Origin of the sequence: Phenylobacterium sp., assembly GCF_046590535.1 — a bacterium.
Classification (GTDB): domain Bacteria; phylum Pseudomonadota; class Alphaproteobacteria; order Caulobacterales; family Caulobacteraceae; genus Phenylobacterium.
The window spans coordinates 16,205-34,931 of sequence record NZ_JBKJTG010000186.1 but is presented as its reverse complement, the minus strand read 5'-3'; the positions used below and the strand labels follow the sequence as shown (position 1 = coordinate 34,931).

Genomic DNA, 18,727 nt, shown 5'->3' with positions numbered 1-18,727 from the left:
GCGTCGAGATCCGAGCCGAACTGCGCGAAGGCCGCCATTTCGCGATATTGCGCGAGCTCCAGCTTGATCGAGCCCGAGACCTTCTTCATCGCCTTGGTCTGCGCGGCCGAGCCGACGCGAGACACGGAAAGCCCGACGTTGATCGCCGGACGAACCCCCTGGTAGAACAGGTCGGTCTCGAGGAAGATCTGGCCGTCGGTGATCGAAATCACGTTGGTCGGGATATAAGCCGACACGTCGCCCGCTTGGGTCTCGATGATCGGCAGCGCGGTTAGCGAACCGTTGCCATTGGCATCGTTCATCTTGGCGGCGCGCTCGAGCAGGCGAGAGTGGAGGTAGAAGACGTCGCCCGGATAGGCTTCGCGGCCCGGCGGACGACGCAGCAGCAGCGACATCTGGCGGTAAGCGACAGCCTGCTTGGACAGATCGTCATAGACGATCACGGCGTGCATGCCGTTGTCGCGGAACCACTCGCCCATGGCGCAGCCGGCGAAGGGCGCCAGGAACTGCAACGGGGCCGGCTCCGACGCGGTGGCCGAAACCACGATCGTGTAGTCCAGCGCGCCGCGCTCCTCGAGCGTCTTGACGATCTGGGCCACCGTCGAGCGCTTCTGGCCGATGGCGACGTAGATGCAGTAGAGCTTGGCGCTCTCGTCCGTCCCAGCGTTGATCGACTTCTGATTGAGGATCGTGTCGATGGCCACGGCGGTTTTGCCGGTCTGGCGGTCGCCGATGATCAGCTCGCGCTGGCCGCGGCCCACCGGGATCAGGGTGTCGATGGCCTTCAGGCCCGTCTGCACTGGCTCGTGCACCGACTTGCGCGGGATGATGCCGGGCGCCTTGACGTCCACGCGGCGGCGTTCGGCCACATTGGTCAGCGGACCCTTGCCGTCGATAGGCTCGCCCAGCGGATTGACCACCCGGCCCAGGAGGCCCTTGCCCACCGGCACGTCGACGATCTCGCCCAAGCGGCGGACCTCGTCGCCTTCCGAGATCGCTCGGTCTTCGCCGAAGATCACGATGCCGACGTTGTCGCGCTCCAGGTTCAGGGCCATGCCCTTCACCCCGGCTTTGGGGAATTCGACCATTTCGCCGGCCTGGACATTGTCGAGGCCGAACACGCGGGCGATGCCGTCGCCGACGGAGAGGACCGAACCGACGTCGGAGACGTCAGCTTCCTCGCCGAAATTGGCGATCTGCGACTTGAGGATGGCCGAAATTTCGGCGGCGCGGATGTCCATGGTCTTACGCTCTCTTCAGGGCGAACTTCAGGGAATCGAGCTTCGAGCGGAGCGAAGCGTCGAACAGACGGGAGCCGACCCGCACCTTGATGCCGCCGAGGATGGCGGGATCGACGCGGGTGGAAATTTCGGGGTCCTTGCCCAGCGCCTGGCGAAGCGCGGCGGCGACCCCCTTGGCCTGGGCGTCGCTGAGCGGGACGGCGGTGACCACCTCGGCGGAGACCGCGCCGCGGGCCTTGGCCGAAAGCGCCTCGAAGCCTGCGATCACCGCGGCCAGCACCGAGGCGCGGCCGTTGGCGGAGAGCAGGCCCAGGAACTTCTGAGTGGTGACGGTGAAACCGGCCTTGGCGGCGATGGCGATGAGGCCTTTCCCTTTGTCCTCGGCGCTGAACGACGGGGAGTAGAGCAGAGTGCGCAGGTCGCGGCTTTCCGCTAGGGCAGCCTTCAGCGATTTCAGGTCCGCCTCGACGGCTGCGACTTGGTTCTGATCGTTCGCGAGATCGAACAGGGCCTGGGCATATCTGCCACCCACATTCGAAGCCTTGGAGTCGTCCGCCACTTATTGTCCGCCCGGTGCGTGTAAAGAGCCGCGGCGGGAGCCTCCGCTGCGGCCTTAAAGGCTTGAAAGTGCTTGAAAAACGCACATCAGTTTGAGGACTTGCATCGACCCCTTGCCCAAAGCCGCGCGCCTAGTAGCACGCGATCTTTTGCGCCGCAACCAAACGGGACCCCGGCGGACGAATTTGGCGCCCCGAAGCCGCAAAAAAAGAGAGAGCGCCGGCTGGCGCCGACGCCCTTTAGGGTCAGAAGCTCGACAACGGAGCCGCTGGGAGAGAAGTGGACTACTACTTGGCCAGTTCGGCACCGCCGTCCGTGCGGGCGATCGCTTGGGCGTTGCAGTCGCCGAGCCGGCTGTCGTCCAGCAGCTTGCGGCCGCCGAACGCGGTGACCATGCCGACCTTGCCAGCGATGACCTTGCAGGTCCCGGTGGCGAAGGTCTGGGACGTCGGGGACGTAGCCACGCAGGCGTCGGCCTCACAGACAAACATGGCGCCGCCTGCGATAAACTTGGTCTTCTCAGGCACGGCCGTCTGCAGCTTGGCTGAGATCTGTTCGGCGGCCATGGCGGAGCCGGCCGACAAGGTGACAAGCGCGGCGCAGGCAGCCGCAAGGGTATGGAGCTTCATAGGAGAGCCCTCCGGGCGTTTCGGGGAGTGGCGACGTCCTGCTCAGACGCCGGCCTAGTCCGCTGCGGGAGTCGCCCAGGGTATCCCCACCCGGAGCGCGCCTCGAACTAAGCAACGCTAAGATAACGCTGTTAAGATCGGACGCAATCGCTATTTTCGCACGGCGGGTATGCAGCAATGCAGAGCTGATCGCGGTGCCTTGGCGCCCCGCGTTCACACCTCGTCAATCTTGTTGGGGGTTGGGTGGTCGTGGGATATGGCTCACCGGCCGGGGGCGGCTCTTACGGGTAGGACGACGTCAAGATGGCCAACGCGCAGTCGCCACGGCAGGGCGGTCGCGGACCCGGAGCGCCCCGCGGACGCTCATTGTTTCAGGCGATCATCTACTGGACGCTGGTGCTGGGCGTGTGGGGACTGATCTTCCTGGTCGCCTTCTTCGCTGTGTTCGCCGTCGATCTGCCCGACACCTCCAAGCTCTATGACGTGAAGCGCCAGCCGTCCGTGTCCTACCTGGACCGCTCCGGCGCGCTGGTGGCGGTGCGCGGTAGCCAGTACGCGCCCCCCGTGGACCTAGACCGCCTGCCGCCCCACGTGCCCAAGGCTTTCATCGCCATCGAGGACCGCTGGTACTACTGGCATGTGGGCTTCAATCCCTGGGGCATACTGCGAAGCCAAATCTACAACCTGCGCCGGGAGAGCGGGCCGCTGCGCGGTGGCTCGACGATCACCCAGCAGTTGGCCCGCAACCTGTTCCTGACCCCCAACCAGACCTATCGCCGCAAGGCCCAGGAGCTGATCCTGGCGGTCTGGCTGGAGGCCCGGTTTTCCAAGAAGCAAATCCTCGAACTCTATCTGAACCGGGTCTACTTCGGGGCGGGGGCCTATGGCATCGAGGCCGCCTCGCAGCGCTACTTCGGCCGGCCCGCTTCCCAGCTCACCCTGGGCGAAAGCGCCTTGTTGGCCGGCATGATGAAGGGTCCGTCGCGCTATTCGCCGGTGGCGGCCACCGACCGGGCGGCCCGGCGCGCCACCATCGTGCTCGACGAGATGGTGCGCCTGCGCGCGATTACGCCCGCCGAACGTGACGAGGCCTTCAAGAACAAGGTGAGGGTCAACCCGGTGCTGGCCAACCAGCGGGCGCAGTACTTCACCGACTGGGTGGACGACCAGGTGCGTAACCTGGTGGGCGAGCCCACCGAGGACCTGGTGGTGGAAACCACCCTGGACCTGCCGCTGCAGGCGTCCGCCGAACAGGCCGTGCAGCGCGGTGTGGCCGCCGCCAAGAGCCAGGGGGTGCAGCAGGCCGCACTGGTCTCCATCGACGGCGAAGGCCGCATCCGCGCCTACGTGGGCGGCACCAACTATCTGCAGAGCCAGTTCGACCGGGCGACCATGGCCAGGCGGCAGGCCGGTTCGTCCTTCAAGCCCTTCGTCTATCTCACCGCCATGGAAGCCGGCCGCACGCCGAACACTCCGGTGGTCGACGAGCCGGTGTCGATCGGGACCTGGCAGCCGCGCAACTACACCGGCCAGTATCTGGGCTCCATCACCCTGCAGACCGCGCTGGCCCAATCGGTGAACACCGTCGCGGCCCGGCTGGCCAACGAGGTCGGCACCTCCAACGTGGCGGCGACGGCGCGCCGGCTGGGCATCACCTCGCCGATTCAGCTCGATCCCTCGATGGCCCTGGGGGCGGTCGAGGTCAGCCCGCTCGAAATGGCCCAGGCCTTTGCGCCCTTCGCCAACGGCGGCTTCCTGGCCAAGGGATATGGCATAGAGCGGATCCGCACGGCCACCGGCCGGGTGCTCTATGACCACGGCGTCGACCGGCCCGAGAAGCGCGCGGTGATCGGCTCCCCCGGCCTGCAGTACATGAACCAGATGATGCGCCAGACTATCGCGTCGGGCACCGGGACCCGCGCCCGGGTGGCGGGCTTCGACATCGCCGGCAAGACCGGCACCACCAGCGACTACCGCGACGCCTGGTTCGTCGGCTACACCGGCGGCTTCGTCACCGCCGTGTGGGTGGGCAAGGACGACAACAAGCCGATGAAGCGGGTGACGGGCGGCGGGGCGCCGGCCGGCATCTGGCACGACTTCATGACCGCCGCCCTACCGCGCCTGAAGGTGCAGCCGATCCCCGGTGGGGTGATCGCGTCCGAGCCGAAGGGCCCCGACCCGATCGGCGACATCATCGACGGGGTCACCGATTTCCTGACCCCTGAGCGCGACGAGCCCCCGCCTTCGGAGTTCGAGCGCAAGGCGGAAGAACCCCCCTACTAGCGCCCGAAGGCGTGCAGCCGGGCGCCCTCGGCGCGGAGCCAGGCGCGATGGCGGCGCTCGTCGCCCACCAGGGCTTTGACGTGGGCCCAGAATTGCGGGCCGTGGTTGAGCTCCAGAAGGTGGGCGCACTCGTGGGCGGCCACGTAGTCGGCGACCGCGAAGGGGGCGAGCGCCAAGCGCCAGGAATAGCGGATTGAGCCCGGACCGCCACGCGGGCCCGGCCGGCAGGAGCCCCAGCGGCCCTTGGCGTCCATGATCGCCACCTTCGGCATCGGCGCGCCGAGATGGCCAGCATAGTGAGCGGTGCGCTCGCCGAGCACCGCCAAGGCGCGCTTGCGCAGAATCAGGATCACCGCGCGGGCATAGCCCTCGCCCTCCCCCATGGCGCAGATGCGCGCGCACTGGTCGTCGGCAGCCTCGATCCAGCTGGCCCGCCCGGAGGTGGCCTCCAGGCGCACCGGCTCGCCGAACACCTCCAGGGTCAGGCCCGGATGCAACGGCGCGGCTTCCGGGAGCTCGGCCAGCCGCTCGGCGATCCAGGACGCGCGGTCACGGGCAAAGGCGGCGGCCTCGCCCAGCCTGCGGGCCGAGGGCGCGGTGGCGACGATCTCGCGCCGCGTGCGGTCCAGCCGAAGCGATACCCGCCGCGCGCGGCTGTGAATCTTCAGCCGGACAACCGCCCCGGCCACCTCCAGCCGGTCGCCGTCGGCGAAGGCGCAGCCGAAGAGACTCATGGGTGGAATCTAGGCGGCGGCCCGGCGCTTGTCGAAGGCCATGTCGGTGCGGCGGATGAACGCGCGCACCCGAGGATAGATCTCCTCGCGGAAGCGCTTGCCGTTGAAGACCCCGTAGTGGCCCACGGTGCGCTGCACGTAGTCTTCCTTCAGCTCGGCCGGCAGGCCTGAGCAGAGGTCATGCGCCGCCTGGGTCTGGCCGATGCCGGAGATGTCGTCGTTCTCGCCCTCGACGGTGAGCAGGCCGATATCGGTGATCAGCTCGGGCCGCACCCGGCGGCCGTCGTGCTCCAGCTCGCCCTTGGGCAAGAGGTAGCGCTGGAACACCACGTCAACGGTCTGGAGGTAGAACTCCTCGGTGAGGTCGAGGGCGGCCAGGTACTCGTCGTAGAATTCCAAGTGCTTGTCAGCGCTGTCGCCGTCGCCAGCCATCAGCTGCTGCAGGTAGCGGAAGTGCGCGTCCTGGTGCTTCTCCAGGTTCATGGACATGAAGCTGGCGAGCTGGACGAAGCCCGGATAGACGCGCCGACCCACCCCCGGATAGGGGCCAGGCACGGTGTAGATCATGTTCGACTTGAACCAGGCGAAGGGCTTCTCCTCCGCCAGCTTGTTGGTGACGGTCGGCGACAGACGCGCGTCGATGGGCGAACCCATGAAGGTCATGGACGCCGGGCGGCACTCCTCGTCGTCCTCCGCCATCAGGGCGGCGGCGGCCAGCACCGCGGGACCCGGCTGGCACACGGCGACCACGTGCGGGCGCGGGCCCATCTGGCGCAGCATCAGGCGAATTTGGTCGATGTAGTCGTGAAAGTCGAAGCTGCCTTCCATCACCGGGACGTCGCGGGCGTTGGACCACTCGGTGATGTAGACCTCGTGGTCCTGCAGGAAGCCTTCCACCGTCCCGCGCAGCAGGGTGGCGTAGTGGCCGGACAGGGGGGCGGCGATCAGCACGGCGGGTTCCAGCTCGCGGCGGCCTGCCCTGCGCATGTCGGCCATGTCGCGGGCGAAGTGGGTGAGCTTGCACCAGGGGCTGGACCAGACCTCCGTGGCGCGCACGCGCACGATGTGACCGTCGATCTGCACGCTGTCGACCTTCCAGTCCGGCTTGCCGTAGCGCCGCGTCAGGTTGGCGAACAGGTCGGACGAGGCGTAGAGCCGGCGGCCCAGCGCGGTGTCCGCCGCCGGATTGAGCGGCGAGCTCCAGAAATCCCGGGCGGCAAGCGCGGCGTAACGCAGCGGCGTGCAGGCGTAGTAGCCGGCCTCGTAGAGGGTATAGAGCATGCAGACCTCGTGTTGCGCCGCAGCATTAACATGTGGCGCGTTAATAGGCTGCACGAGCTTTAGGTCGATTCCTCCCCGTTCTCCGGGGATCCGCACCCTCAGCAGGACTGCGCGCGGGGCCCGAGCTTCATGGCCGAGGTGATCTTGCCGGCGATCTGCTCCGGCGTGGCGCCATAGGGTATGACGCAGGCGAACTGGCCGCGTGGCGTCATCAGGTAGGTGATGGTGGAGTGGTCCACGACGTAGTCGGGGCCCTCGCCGGCCTTCTTGTAGTAGACGCGATAGGCCCGGGCGGCCTGGGAGACCTGCTCGGGGCTGCCGGTCAGGCCCAGAATGCGCCGGGGGAAGGCGTCGTTGTCCAGGTATCCGGCGACCTGCCTGGGCGTGTCGCGCGCCGGGTCCACGGAGATGAACACCGTCTGGACGTCGCGGGCCCGCTCTCCCAGCAGCTTCTCGGCCTGGCCCAGGGCGAACAGCGTCGTGGGGCAGGCGTCGGGGCAGTAGGTGAAGCCGAAGAACACCGCGCTCCACTTTCCCTTCAGCACGTCCTGGTCGACCGCGCGGCCGGCCTGATCGACCAATTGGAACGGCCCGCCCACGAGGGCGGTTTGCTGAGGGGCCCCAAGGACGCCCTTCCTGACAGCGAGACCGGTGAGAATGGCCAGGGCCAAGGCGAGCAGCGCAAAGAGGGCAAGCGTCCGCCGGGACATGGCCGTTTCCTTTAGGGCTCGTCAGCGGGCCGCCGATTGGCGATCCTGAGGACCATGGCGAGCATGCGGACCCCAGCCGCCCCCCAGGCGCTGAAATCCATCGGCCTCGATAAGGCGGGCGGTACGCGCACGCAAGGAATCGGCGCGTCGGAGGAAGGCGACTTCGACGCGGACGCCCTTCGCCGCAGTCACCTGCGGGTCCGCACCCTGGTCACCCTGCGCTGGCTGGTGATCGGCGGCGAGGTGCTGTTGCTGGTTGTGATGGGCCTGGGCCTTGGGCTGCACGCGCCCTACCCGCTGTGCTTCGCAGTGATCGGCGTCGGCGCCTGGATCAACCTCCTGACAGGGGTGGCGTCACCCGGCCAGCGGGTGATGGGCGACATGGAGGCGGCGGGCCAGCTCTGCCTCGACGTTTTGCAGATCAGCGCCCTGGTGTTCTTGACCGGCGGCACTGCCAATCCCTTCGTGCTGCTGCTGATCGCCCCGGTGACCCTGGCCGCGGCCACCCTGCCGGCCCGCCTGATGCTGGCGCTTGCGGCGCTGGCAGTGGCCGCGTCCATCGCGCTGGCCTTCTTCGCCCTGCCGCTGCCGGCGATCCCGGGGCTGGAGGCCGGCCTGCCGCTGAGCTACCGGCTGGCCGCGGCGATCGCCAACATCGCCGGCATCGCCCTGATCGCCGGCTATGTGCGCCAGGCGGCCGACGAATCGGCGCGCATGGCGCTGGCGCTGGACGTCACCCAGGCGGTGCTGGCCCGGGAGCAGCGGCTGTCGGCCCTGGGCGCCCTGGCGGCCGCCGCGGCCCATGAGCTGGGCACGCCGCTGGCCACCATCTCCATCGTCGCCAAGGAACTCTCCCGCGAGGCGCCCACCGCGAGTGTGAAGGACGACGCGGACTTGCTGATTGCCCAGGCCGAGCGCTGCCGTGAGATTCTGCGCCGTCTGACCGACGCCCCCGCGGACGCCTCCGACGAGGTGCACGAGCGCCTATCGCTGCGCCAGCTGGTACAAGAGGTCATCGAGCCGCACGGCGGAACCAAGGATGTCCGGGTGGAGGCCATCGTCACCGGCGCCAAGAACGTGCAGACCCCGGACATTCACCGACTGCCCGAGATCACCCACGCCATGACTTCCTTCGTGGAGAACGCGGTCGATTTCGCCACCTCCGAGGTGCTGGTGACCGCCCGGTTCGACGCCGAGACGGTGTCCATCGAGGTGCGCGACGACGGCCCTGGGTTCGCCCCGGAAATTCTGGCCAAGCTCGGCGAGCCGTACGTCACCACCCGACCCGGAGCAGAAGGGTCACGAACCGGCCACATCGGCATGGGCTTGGGGTTCTTCATCGCCAAGACGCTTCTGGAACGGACCGGGGCTGTCGTGACGTTTCAGAACGGGCGCCCCCGGGGCGCGGTGGTCTCCGCGCGCTGGGCAAGAGCGCGCATTGAGGTGCTTTAGGGCGCCAAAGCTTGCCGAACAGCGTTGATGTGCGACAGAATGCCGCAGACGACTACAGGGAGCCCCGTCAAGGGGGCCGCGAATGACCGATCTTTCCGCCGACGTCGCCGCCCTAGCCGACAAGTCGCTGCTCGTGCTGGACGACGACGCTCCCTTGCGGACCCGCCTGGGCCGAGCGCTGGAGCAGCGCGGTTTCGAGCCGACCCTGGTGGGTAGCGTCGCCGAGGCGATCGCCGCGGTCAGGACTCACGCCCCAGCCTTCGCGGTGCTCGACATGCGGCTGGAGGACGGTACCGGGCTGAAGGTGGTGGAGGCGGTCCGCGACGCCCGGCCCGACGCCAAGATCATCATGCTGACCGGCTACGGCAATATCGCCACGGCGGTGCAGGCGGTGAAGGCCGGCGCGGTAGACTATCTGTCCAAGCCCGCCGACGCCGACGACGTGGCCCGCGCCCTCCTGGCCCGGGCCGGTGACTCGGCGGCCCCGCCGGAGAACCCGATGAGCGCCGACCGGGTGCGCTGGGAGCACATCCAGCGGGTCTATGAGCTGTGCGGCCACAACGTCTCGGAGACCGCCCGCAGGCTCAACATGCACCGCCGCACCCTGCAGCGCATCCTGGCCAAGCGCGCCCCGCGCTAGCCGCTACAGCTCCATCGCCGACATGCCCGCCGCCCTGAGCGCGGCGAGACGGGCGAAGGCCAGGGTGAGCGCCTTGCGCCGGGCGCCGACCAGGGGGACCGCCGAGGCCTCGCGCAGGATCGCCCCGCCGAAGCCGTCGGCGACGATCAGGCCAGGCTCCTCAGGCAGGATCTCGCGGGGGAATTCCGGCGCCACGGCGAAGGCAAAGGCATCGCAGTAAGGGCTGTACTCAGTCCACTTCTGGTCGGTGCGAAAGTCCTCGAGGCCCGACTTCACTTCGACGATGAATATCTCGCCCTTCCGCCCCACAGCCATGATGTCCGCGCGCCGGCCATTGGGCAGGCAAACCTCGGTGAGCGGCGCATAGCCCAGCGCCGTCAGGAAGCGCGCGGCGCCGCGGGTGACGGCGGCGGTGGTTTCCGGGCGCGAGACGGCGATGAGCGTGACAGAGACGTCCATGGCCGCCACCCTGTTCCGCCTTCGTTCCAGACGCAAGGGGGGCCGAGCTACTCCGCCGCGATAATCACCGGCCGGGCGCGGCCCTTGAAGTTGATCTCCTGCAGGTAGCGGATGCCGTCCTCGGCGATGTCGTCGCCGACCATGCGGTCCCCCTCGGCGGCCAGCTCGTCCATGTCCACGTACATCGCGTAGAAGCTGCGGGTGCGGTCGGTGATCAGGCCGGCCTTGAACAAGGTCTTGATCAGCACCCGGAAGATATTGGTGTCGCCGCGGAACCGGCGGGTCGGGTCGCGGTCCTTGCGGCGCTGGATGATGTCGGCGACCACCCGCTCCGGGTCCAGGCCGAACTCCCCGTAGATCTTCGCTTGCTGCACCGGCGAGCCGCGGTCGAACAGCAGCTTCTGGGCGCAGTGGGCGGTCCAGTCCTCGATCAGGTCGCGCTCGGGCTGGGTGAGCTCCGGGATGGTGCGGTCGGCCCAGATCTTCCCGAACTTGTGGTGGAAGGCCTCGTCGGTCATCACCAGCTGGAACATCTTGCGGGCCAGGGGATCGCGGTTGTGGCGGTAGCCGTGGGCGAAGGCGCCCATGGCCAGCCCCTCCACCAGCATCTGCATGCCGACGATCTTCTTGTAGACCTCCGGCGCCTCGATGATCTCGATCAGCAGCGACTTTAGCGCTACCCCGCACTCCACCGGCCGGTCCCAGCGGGCCTTGATGTATTTGGCGAAGGCGGTGACGTGGCGGGCCTCCTCCCGGGTCTGGTTGGCTGCGTATTCCTGCGCGCCCTGGTCCTTGAGCACATGACAGAGCGAGGCCGACAGGTTCAGCGCGCCCTGCTCTCCGTGCAGGATCGAGGAGAAATTGTAGAGCTGCATGTAGTTGATGAAGCGGATGCGCTCCTTGGGGTCCTTCAGGGTCTCGGCCACGTAGGGAAGCCGCAGGATCGGCTGCTGCTCCTCGGGCAACAGAGCCTCGTTCACGAGGTCGAAGGGCTCGTCGAAATCGATGTACCGCTTGTCGAGCGGATCCCAGAAGTGGTCATGGGTGGCGCTGATGATCTTGTCGAAGGCCGTGGAGCGGGCGCCGTAGCGGTCCAGCTCCAGCATGGACTCGAAGTCTTCAGGCGCCACCGCGCCATACATGACGTCCTTGGTGATGTTGCCGTCGGCCATCACGTTCCTCCGGTAATCGTCCGGCCCCTGTGTCGCGGGCCTGTCGTCATCAATGGCGCAAGCTTCGCGCCGGACGCCGGGCACGTCAAAGGAAAGCCGCGCGGCCGTGGCCGCCCCGCTCACGCGCGGCGAGGGCGGCCTGATCGTCACCAGCCGCAGCGCTGGCCCTTGTTCTGCACGGTCAGCCACTTGTCGAGGGGGTGGAAGTAGGCCGCCACGGCGCTGGCGTCGGTGCGGGTCTCGCCGGTGAAGGTGGCCAGGGTCTGCGGCCACGGCTGAGACTGGCCAAGTTCCATCATGGCGTTGAACTTCGCCCCCACTTCCTTCTGGCCATAGACGGAGCAGCGGTGCAGCGGCCCCTTCCAGCCGGCCTGCTTGCAGGCCGCCCGGTGGAACTGGAACTGGTAGATGTGGGCCAGGAAATAGCGGGTGTACGGGGTGTTTCCGGGCACGTGGTACTTGGCCCCGGGGTCAAAGGCGTCGGCCGGGCGCCGGCCGGGCGGCACAATGCCCTGGTACTGGGTGCGCAGCTTCCACCATGCGTCGTTGTAGGTCTCCGGCGTCACTTGGCCGGAGAACACCTGCCAGCGCCAGCGATCGACCAGCAGGCCGAACGGCAGGAAGGCGATCTTGTCGAGCGCCATCTTCAGGAGGAACGGGATGTCCTCCTCCGCGCCGGGCACGCTCTGCAAGAGGCCCACCTGCTGCAGGTAGGTTGGCGTGGTGGCCGACAGCGCCGCGAAGTCACCAATCGCCTCATGGAACCCGTCGTTGGCGGCGCCCCGGAACAACGTCGGCTGGTTCTTGTAAGCGCGCTGGTAGTAGTTGTGGCCCAGTTCGTGGTGGACCGTGGCGAAATCTTCGCCGGTCACCTTGGTGCACATCTTGATCCGGATATCGTCCTTGGAGTCCACGTCCCAGGCCGAGGCGTGGCAGACCACCTCGCGATCCTGCGGCCGCACGATCAGCGAACGCCTCCAAAAGGTTTCCGGCAGGGGCGCAAAGCCCAGCGACGAGTAGAATTTCTCGCCCGTCTTGACCATCTTCACCGCGTCATAGCCCTGGACCGTGAGCTGTTTGTCTAGGCTGTAGCTGGCGGTCCCGCCGGTGGGCTGCACCACGTCGTAGATATGGCCCCACTGCTGGGCCCACATGTTGCCCAGGAGGTCGGCGCGGATCGGGCCAGTCCTGGCCTGCACGGCGTCGCCGTACTTAGCGTTTAGCTTCGCCCGCACGTAGCAATGCAGGTTGCGGTAGAACGGCTCAACCTGCTTCCACAACCGGTCAGTCTCGGCTGCGAAGGCGTCGGGCTCCATGTCGTAGTTGGAGCGCCAGAGCGCGCCGGTGTCGGCGAAGCCCAGACCCTTGGAGCCCTCGTTGGCGAGCGTCACCAGCCGGGCGTAGTCGGGCCGCATCACCGGCGAGATCGAGTGCCAGCCCTCCCACACGGCCTTCAGCTCGGCCGGGTCGCGGGAGAGACGCATGACGTCCTCGGCGTCGTTCAGGGTGATGGGCTTGCCCTTGTAGGCGAACTTCCCAGTCGAGTAGGTGGAGTTGAGCTTGGTGGACAGGAAGGCGAGCTCCGCCGCCGCACCGGGCCGCTCGGCTGGCGGCAGGGTCAGGTAGAGCTTCAAGAGCTTGAGCTTGCGTGCGGTCACCCCATCAACGACGACGCCGTTGAACCGGGCCGCCTGCAAGGCGAGTTTGGTGACCAGCTGGGCCCCTTCGGCGGCGGCGCGGGAGTCCAGCCACTGGGTGTCCTCGGTGATGAAGTTGGCCCGCACCCAGGCCGCCCTGGCGGCATACTCCCCGGCGGCGGCGAGCTGGGTCTCGGCGGCCTCCACGAAGGCCTTGGCCTCGGCGGCGGTGGGCTGGGCGCCCTGGGCTGCGGCGGGGCCCGTGGCGAGGAGGACGGCCGCAGCGGCGGCGGCCAGGAGTTGCCATTTCATCGGGACGTCTCTTCCTGAGGGGTCATGAGGGCGTCTCAGCGCCGCTCTATTGGCGCGGATGCAAGACCCCGGCGGCGGCGGCGTCAAGCCACATGCGTCGAGCGGTCGGGCGCGCGGGAGGATGGCCGGGCGCCTAGCCCGGCCCGGCAACCTCGTCGGGGCCGGCGACGCTGACACCCAGGTCGTTCACGAGGCCGTTGGCGAGCGAATAGACCCAGCCGTGCACGCATAGCGGCTGGCCGCGCGCCCAGGCGTCCTGCACGAATACATCGGAGGCGACGTTGCGCACCTGGCGCTGGACATTGAGTTCCACCAACCGGTCCCAGCGGGCCTTGGGCCCGTCCAGGGCGTCCAGCTCCTCTCGGTGTTCGTTCTGGGTCTCGCGGATCGGATGCAGCCAGTGGTCCACCAGCCCGCGCCGCTGGCCATCCACCGCCGCGGCCACGCCGCCGCAGCCGTAGTGGCCAACCACCAGGACGTGCTCGACCTTGATCACGTCAACGGCGAACTGCAGCACGCTGAGATAGTTGGCGTCCTGCGGCGGGGCCAGGTTGGCGACGTTGCGGTGAACGAACAGCTCTCCCGGATCAAGGCCGACGATATCGTTGGCCGGCACCCGGCTGTCGGAGCAACCGATCCACAGGTATTTCGGCGCCTGCTGGCCCTCCAGCCGGCGGAAAAAGCCCGGATCGATGGCCACCTTGCGCTGGGCCCAGGCCCGGTTGTTGTCCTTCAGGTCGTCGAGCATCAGGCGGGCTTCGCGTCGGGCTGGTTGTGGGGGTGAGCGGCGGCGATGGCGGGATGCCTGGCGGCGTGGCCGACGGCGGCGCGGATCGCCGGCCACGGCGCCAAGTCCACCTGGTAGCGGTTGGCCGAATAGACCTGGGGCACGAGGCAGCAGTCGGCGAGGGTGGGGGTGTCGCCGAACGCAAAGCCGCGGGAATGCCTGGCCACCATCGGCTCCAGGGCGTCGAAGCCCTCGGTGATCCATAGCTGCGTCCAGGCCAGGATGCCGGCCTGGTCGATACCCATCTTGTTGAGCTGGCGGCCGACCCGGGTGTTGTTCAGCGGATGGACGTCGCAGGCGATGATCCCGGCCATGGCGCGCACCGCGGCCCGGTCGAGGGCATCGACGGGCAGGATCGCGGGCTCCGGATAGGCCTCCTCCAGCCATTCCAGGATCGCCAGGCTCTGGGTCAGCACCCGGCCGCCGCCTATATCGAGGGCCGGCGTCAGGCCTTGTGGATTGACCGCCCGATAGGCCGGCTCGCGTTGTTCGCCCTTAAGCAGGTCGACGGCGGCGTAGTCGTAGGTCACGCCCTTGAGCGCCAGGCCGATGCGGACCCGGTAGGGGGCGGTGGCGCGCCAGGCGCTGTGCAGGACGAAGCCCATCAGACGATCCCGAAGCTCACGACGCCGACGCCCTCGACCTCGCCTTCGACTCGGTCGCCGCGGACCAGCGGGCCGACGCCTTCCGGCGTGCCGGTGAAGATCAGGTCGCCGGGCTCCAGGCGCCAGAGCCTGGAAGCCTCCGAGACGATCTCCGCGACGTTCCAGATCATGTCGGCGACCACCGCGTCCTGGCGGACCATCCCGTTCACCGAAAGCCGGATGGCTCCCTGCGGGGCAAGCCCGGACCAGGGGCGGATCGTCGAGATCGGCGCGGACTGGTCGAAGCCCTTGGACGCGTCCCACGGCTGGCCCTTATCCTTGGCCGCATTCTGCAGATCGCGACGCGTCAGATCGACGCCCACTGCATAGCCGAACACGAGGTCTAGGGCCTGGTCGGTGGACACCTCGGCGCCGCCGCCCTTCAGCGCCACCACCAGCTCGATCTCGTAATGCAGGTTGGCGGTGCGCTGCGGATAGGTCACGTCGCCGCCCGGCGGGACGATGGCGTCGGCGGGCTTGGTGAAGAAGAATGGCGGATCGCGGTCGTCGCCGCCCATCTCGCGGCGGTGGGCGGCGTAGTTGCGGCCCACGCAGAGGATTCGGCGCACGGGGAAGCCCCGGGCCTCGCCCTCCACGGGCACGACTGTGACGGCCGGCGGGGCGACGACGTACTCGGTCATGAGGCGGCTTTAAGCGGCTTGCCCGGCGAAGGGAAGCCGGAGCCGGCGCGCTCAGGCAAGGACGTCGAGGAGCGCCCGGGCACGCTCGAACCTCTGCTGGGCTTGAAGGGCTGCGCAGTCACCTGGGCGTCCATGTAAGGCCGGCCGAATTCCGCGGCCGGGACCGTGGTGAGTTGCTCAATCCGGTCCTGCTTGTCGTCCGGCAGGATGGCCGGCGGCGCCAGCGCCGGGCTGGACCCTGTGAGCGCGACCTTGAGGCGGGCGGCGGAAGCCTGGTTGGCGCGCAGCATTGCCGCGGCGAACTGACGGCCCCGGGGATCTTTAAAGCGCTGCAGGGCGATCCTGGCGGCGGCGATCTGGAACATGTCCAGGGCGGTGACCTTGACGACGAAGTCCGGCGCGGCGGCCTCGTTCGCCGGCGTGGGTAGGGTGAGGATCAGGTGCGCGTCCGGGGCTGGCGTTCCCGCTCCCCGGTCTCAGGCCGCGAGCACTGCAGCGACGGCGACGATCGGCAGGGGTCGCGGCATCGAGGGCCCCAGGTCGTTGACAGCCGATCCGGGCGCGGCCCACTGGACCTGGTTCGAGAAGCCGGCCCGCCCGCCGACGGTTCCAGAGAGTGCGTCACACCCATGAGCGAGACATTTGCCGACGGACCCCTGGCCGGACTTGTGGTCATCGAGATGGGCACCCTCATCGCCGGGCCATTCTGCGGCCAAATCCTCGGCGACTTCGGCGCCGAGGTGATCAAGATCGAGGACCCCAGGGTCGGCGATCCCATGCGCCAGTGGGGCCGCAGCCTGCCCAAGGGGCTGTCGCCTTGGTGGCCGGTGATCGGGCGCAATAAGAAGTCCCTGGGCATGGATCTGCGCACCTCCGAAGGCCAGGCGATCGCCCGCACCCTGATCGAGGGCGCCGATGTGGTGGTGGAGAACTTCCGTCCCGGCGCCATGGAGAAGTGGGGCCTGGGCTACGAGGCGCTCTCGGCAGCCAATCCCGGGCTGGTGATGGCCAGGGTCTCCGGCTTCGGCCAGACCGGCCCCTATTCGCAGCGCGCCGGCTACGGCCTGATCGGCGAGGCGATGGGTGGCCTGCGCCACGTCACAGGCGAGCCGGACCGCCCGCCGGCCCGGGCGGGCATCTCCATCGGCGACAGCCTGGCGGCCATGCACGCGGTCATGGGGGTGATGATGGCGCTGCACGCCAAGGACCGCACCGGCCGCGGCCAGGTGGTGGACGCCGCCCTATACGAGAGCGTGCTGGCGGTGATGGAGAACCTGATCACCGAGTACGACCTAACAGGCTATGTCCGGGAGCGTTCGGGTTCGGTGCTGCCGGGCATCGCGCCGTCCAACGCCTACCCCTGCGCCGGCGGAGAGTTGATCCTGATAGGCGGCAACGGCGACACCGTCTATGCGCGCCTCACCGAGGCCATGGGGCGGCCGGACCTGAAGACCGACTCCCGCTTCGTCAATCACGCCGCGCGCGGGCGCCACCAGGCCGAGCTCGATACGATTATCGCTGCGTGGACGGGCGAACAGACCCTGCCCGATCTGTTGCGCCTGCTGGGCGAGAAGGGGGTGCCGTCCAGCCGGGTCTACCGCGCGCCGGACATGCTAGACGACCCGCAGTTCGTCGCCCGCGAGGCGATCGTGGAGACCGACCATCCGGTGTTCGGCAAGCTGAAGATGCAGAACGCCTTCCCCCGGCTCTCGGCGACGCCGGGGCGGGTGCGCTGGCCCGGCCCGGAACTGGGTCAGCACACGGACGAAGTCCTGCGAGAACGCGCGGGACTCTCGCCCGCAGACGTAGCGGCGCTGCGCAAGAAGGGCGTGATCTGACGAGCACGCAGGAGGTCGGGTCGCGTGACACGGGCGATGTCCCTGAGCCGCCGGTCCGGCTCCTGCGGTTGCCGCAGGTCCCCCAGGGCGCTGTCTTACAGTGAAGCTAGACGCCTGCCGAGGCGGCGCCTTGTCTCAGGCTGCGCGGGCCCGAAGCAGCTCGGCCACCGCCGCGGCGACCTGGGTCACGTCGTAGGGTTTGCGGATCACCGGGGCGTCGAAGCCGCCCGGCGCGCCGCCGTTCTCGCCGTAGCCGGTGGCGAACACGAACGGAATCTGGCGAGCGGCCAGGGCCTCGGCGACGGGGAGCACCGAGCGGCCGTTGAGATTGGCGTCGAGCACCGCCGCGTCGATCGGCCGGTCCAGCAGGGCCATCGCCTCTTCCAGTTCGTAGGCCGGGCCGACGATCGTCGCGCCGGCGTCGGAAAGGCCGGTCTCCAGCTCCAGCGCCAGCAGCACCGCGTCCTCGACGATCAGCACGCGCCAGCCCTTGAGGTTGGTCGGCCCGGTGGAGGTGGCCACCGTCTCCACCACCCTGGCCACCGGCGCCTTGGGCACGGTCTCCGGCCGGGGGGCCACGGCAGCATGGCCGGCGCTGAGGCGCGCATGCACCCCGGCCGGACGATATTCCACCAGGGTCTCGCCGTTCAACTCGCGCCCGGTCACTTGGTCCAGCAGCGTAGAACCGAAGCCGCGGCGTTCGGGCGGGGCGACGGTCGGGCCGCCGCTCTCCGTCCAGTGCAGCTCGAACCCGCCGTTGGCGAGCCGGCTCCAGCGCACGGCCACTTGGCCGGTTTCCATCGAGAGCGCGCCAAACTTCACCGCATTGGTGGCCAGTTCGTGCAGCGCCAGGGACAGGGCGTTGGCGGCCCGCGGCGTCAGGAACAGCTCCGGACCGTTCCAGACGGTCTGGCCGGGCGCCAGGGCCCCGAGCTCCGCCGCCACCAAGTGGTCGACCGCTGCGCCGCGCCAGCGGGCGGCAGTGAGCAACTCATTTGCCGAGGCCATCGCCTTGAGCCGCCCGCCGAAGTTTTGCAGGAAGCTCTCTAGCGAGGTGGTGCGCTTGGCGGTCTGTACGGCGAGCGCCTGCACCGCGGCCAGCACGTTCTTAACCCGATGGTCCAGTTCCGCCATCAGGGTATGGCGCTGTGCCTCCTCCAGCTTGCGCGCGGTGATGTCCTGGACGAAGCCGGTGGCGCAGGACGGCTTGCCATCCGGTCCCGGGACCATCAGGCCGCTGCTGCGCATCCACACGATGCGGCCGTCGTCGGCGCGAAGTTGCCGGAATTCCACGTCGTAGGTGTCGCCCGCCGCCAGGCTGTCGCCGCGCGCGGCGCGGTAAATCTCAAGGTCTTCAGGGTGGACATAGCGGTCCAGCGCCTCGCCGCCGCGCGCAGGTATCTCGCCCGGCGGCAGACCAGTGATGGCCGCCATCCGGTCGCTGACCACGAACAAGTCGCGGTCCATGTCCCACTCGAACTCCCCGAGGCCCGCGGCTTGCAGCGCAAGCTCCAGGCGTCTGCGTTCCGGGATCGGCCCTGCCGTTTGGCGCGTCATGGCGCAAACATAGGGCCAGCCAGCCGCCCGCGCGACAGGAACCGTCCCGTTTCGCCACGCCATACGCCGTGCGCCGTTGCCTGGCGACCGGAACGCCCTATCTTTGGAGACGTTATGGCCGAGCTTCCGAACTGCGGAAGTTCCCTCTGCGG

The 18,727-nt window shown here is 68.5% G+C and carries 18 protein-coding genes; 4 read left to right on the top strand and 14 right to left on the bottom strand.

The genetic code is table 11. The features are described 5' to 3' along the window. The 3 genes from atpA to ACLL81_RS11220 all read right to left on the bottom strand — a co-directional run. The coding region (atpA, locus tag ACLL81_RS11230) for a F0F1 ATP synthase subunit alpha (RefSeq protein ID WP_411288430.1) at positions 1 to 1,241 on the bottom strand (1,241 nt) is incomplete at its 3' end. Between the two features lie 4 nt (positions 1,242 to 1,245). Then, positions 1,246 to 1,800, bottom strand: a complete 555-nt coding sequence (locus ACLL81_RS11225; protein ID WP_411288429.1) for a F0F1 ATP synthase subunit delta — start codon at positions 1,798 to 1,800, stop codon at positions 1,246 to 1,248. A 286-nt stretch (positions 1,801 to 2,086) separates the two neighbouring features. Then, positions 2,087 to 2,428 carry a CC_3452 family protein gene (locus ACLL81_RS11220; RefSeq protein ID WP_411288428.1) on the bottom strand — a complete coding sequence of 114 codons (342 nt, stop codon included), beginning with the start codon at positions 2,426 to 2,428 and terminating at the stop codon, positions 2,087 to 2,089. 303 nt (positions 2,429 to 2,731) lie between these two features. On the opposite strand from ACLL81_RS11220, the gene ACLL81_RS11215 reads away from it, so the two are divergent. Next, positions 2,732 to 4,711, top strand: a complete 1,980-nt coding sequence (locus ACLL81_RS11215) for a transglycosylase domain-containing protein (RefSeq protein ID WP_411288427.1) — start codon at positions 2,732 to 2,734, stop codon at positions 4,709 to 4,711. Here ACLL81_RS11215 and ACLL81_RS11210 read toward each other — a convergent pair. The 3 genes from ACLL81_RS11210 to ACLL81_RS11200 all read right to left on the bottom strand — a co-directional run bounded on the left by ACLL81_RS11210 (position 4,708) and on the right by ACLL81_RS11200 (position 7,436). Beyond that, entirely contained in the window at positions 4,708 to 5,445 is a 738-nt protein-coding gene (locus tag ACLL81_RS11210; RefSeq protein ID WP_411288426.1) for a M48 family metallopeptidase, read from the bottom strand. The genes ACLL81_RS11215 and ACLL81_RS11210 overlap by 4 nt on opposite strands. A 9-nt stretch (positions 5,446 to 5,454) precedes the next feature. Then, entirely contained in the window at positions 5,455 to 6,726 is a 1,272-nt protein-coding gene (locus tag ACLL81_RS11205) for a polyhydroxyalkanoate depolymerase (RefSeq protein ID WP_411288425.1), read from the bottom strand. Positions 6,727 to 6,824: 98 nt separating this feature from the next. Continuing rightward, positions 6,825 to 7,436, bottom strand: coding sequence for an SCO family protein (locus tag ACLL81_RS11200; RefSeq protein ID WP_411288424.1), 612 nt, complete (start codon positions 7,434 to 7,436; stop codon positions 6,825 to 6,827). 63 nt (positions 7,437 to 7,499) lie between these two features. On the opposite strand from ACLL81_RS11200, the gene ACLL81_RS11195 reads away from it, so the two are divergent. Together ACLL81_RS11195 and ACLL81_RS11190 are read left to right on the top strand one after the other, a co-directional pair. Beyond that, on the top strand, positions 7,500 to 8,888 hold the full coding sequence (locus ACLL81_RS11195; protein ID WP_411288423.1) for an ActS/PrrB/RegB family redox-sensitive histidine kinase: 1,389 nt from the start codon (positions 7,500 to 7,502) through the stop codon (positions 8,886 to 8,888). An 82-nt stretch (positions 8,889 to 8,970) separates the two neighbouring features. Beyond that, positions 8,971 to 9,528 carry an ActR/PrrA/RegA family redox response regulator transcription factor gene (locus ACLL81_RS11190; protein ID WP_411288422.1) on the top strand — a complete coding sequence of 186 codons (558 nt, stop codon included), beginning with the start codon at positions 8,971 to 8,973 and terminating at the stop codon, positions 9,526 to 9,528. A 3-nt stretch (positions 9,529 to 9,531) separates the two neighbouring features. On the opposite strand, the gene mmcB is transcribed toward ACLL81_RS11190, so the two are convergent. From mmcB to ACLL81_RS11155, 7 genes are all read right to left on the bottom strand, one after another. Then, positions 9,532 to 9,987, bottom strand: a complete 456-nt coding sequence (gene mmcB / locus ACLL81_RS11185) for a DNA repair putative endonuclease MmcB (protein ID WP_411288421.1) — start codon at positions 9,985 to 9,987, stop codon at positions 9,532 to 9,534. 47 nt (positions 9,988 to 10,034) lie between these two features. Beyond that, positions 10,035 to 11,159, bottom strand: a complete 1,125-nt coding sequence (locus ACLL81_RS11180) for a ferritin-like domain-containing protein (protein ID WP_411288420.1) — start codon at positions 11,157 to 11,159, stop codon at positions 10,035 to 10,037. Positions 11,160 to 11,305: 146 nt separating this feature from the next. Then, the gene (locus tag ACLL81_RS11175) at positions 11,306 to 13,108 is read right to left on the bottom strand and encodes a M2 family metallopeptidase (RefSeq protein ID WP_411288419.1); all 1,803 of its coding nucleotides are present in this window, start codon (positions 13,106 to 13,108) and stop codon (positions 11,306 to 11,308) included. 133 nt (positions 13,109 to 13,241) lie between these two features. After that, positions 13,242 to 13,856, bottom strand: coding sequence for a carbonic anhydrase (locus ACLL81_RS11170; protein WP_411288418.1), 615 nt, complete (start codon positions 13,854 to 13,856; stop codon positions 13,242 to 13,244). Next, positions 13,856 to 14,500, bottom strand: a complete 645-nt coding sequence (gene maiA, locus ACLL81_RS11165; protein ID WP_411288417.1) for a maleylacetoacetate isomerase — start codon at positions 14,498 to 14,500, stop codon at positions 13,856 to 13,858. The genes ACLL81_RS11170 and maiA overlap by 1 nt, the downstream gene beginning before the upstream one ends. Then, positions 14,500 to 15,180: a fumarylacetoacetate hydrolase family protein gene (locus ACLL81_RS11160; protein WP_411288416.1), complete on the bottom strand. Its 681-nt coding sequence runs from the start codon at positions 15,178 to 15,180 to the stop codon at positions 14,500 to 14,502. Before ACLL81_RS11160 ends, maiA begins: the two co-directional genes overlap by 1 nt. After that, positions 15,177 to 15,617: a DUF4142 domain-containing protein gene (locus ACLL81_RS11155; protein ID WP_411288431.1), complete on the bottom strand. Its 441-nt coding sequence runs from the start codon at positions 15,615 to 15,617 to the stop codon at positions 15,177 to 15,179. Before ACLL81_RS11155 ends, ACLL81_RS11160 begins: the two co-directional genes overlap by 4 nt. A 192-nt stretch (positions 15,618 to 15,809) precedes the next feature. On the opposite strand from ACLL81_RS11155, the gene ACLL81_RS11150 reads away from it, so the two are divergent. After that, positions 15,810 to 17,018, top strand: a complete 1,209-nt coding sequence (locus tag ACLL81_RS11150; RefSeq protein WP_411288415.1) for a CaiB/BaiF CoA transferase family protein — start codon at positions 15,810 to 15,812, stop codon at positions 17,016 to 17,018. A 135-nt stretch (positions 17,019 to 17,153) separates the two neighbouring features. Here ACLL81_RS11150 and ACLL81_RS11145 read toward each other — a convergent pair whose 3' ends face one another. After that, positions 17,154 to 18,575, bottom strand: coding sequence for an HWE histidine kinase domain-containing protein (locus tag ACLL81_RS11145; protein WP_411288414.1), 1,422 nt, complete (start codon positions 18,573 to 18,575; stop codon positions 17,154 to 17,156). Between the last annotated feature and the right edge of the window lie 152 nt (positions 18,576 to 18,727).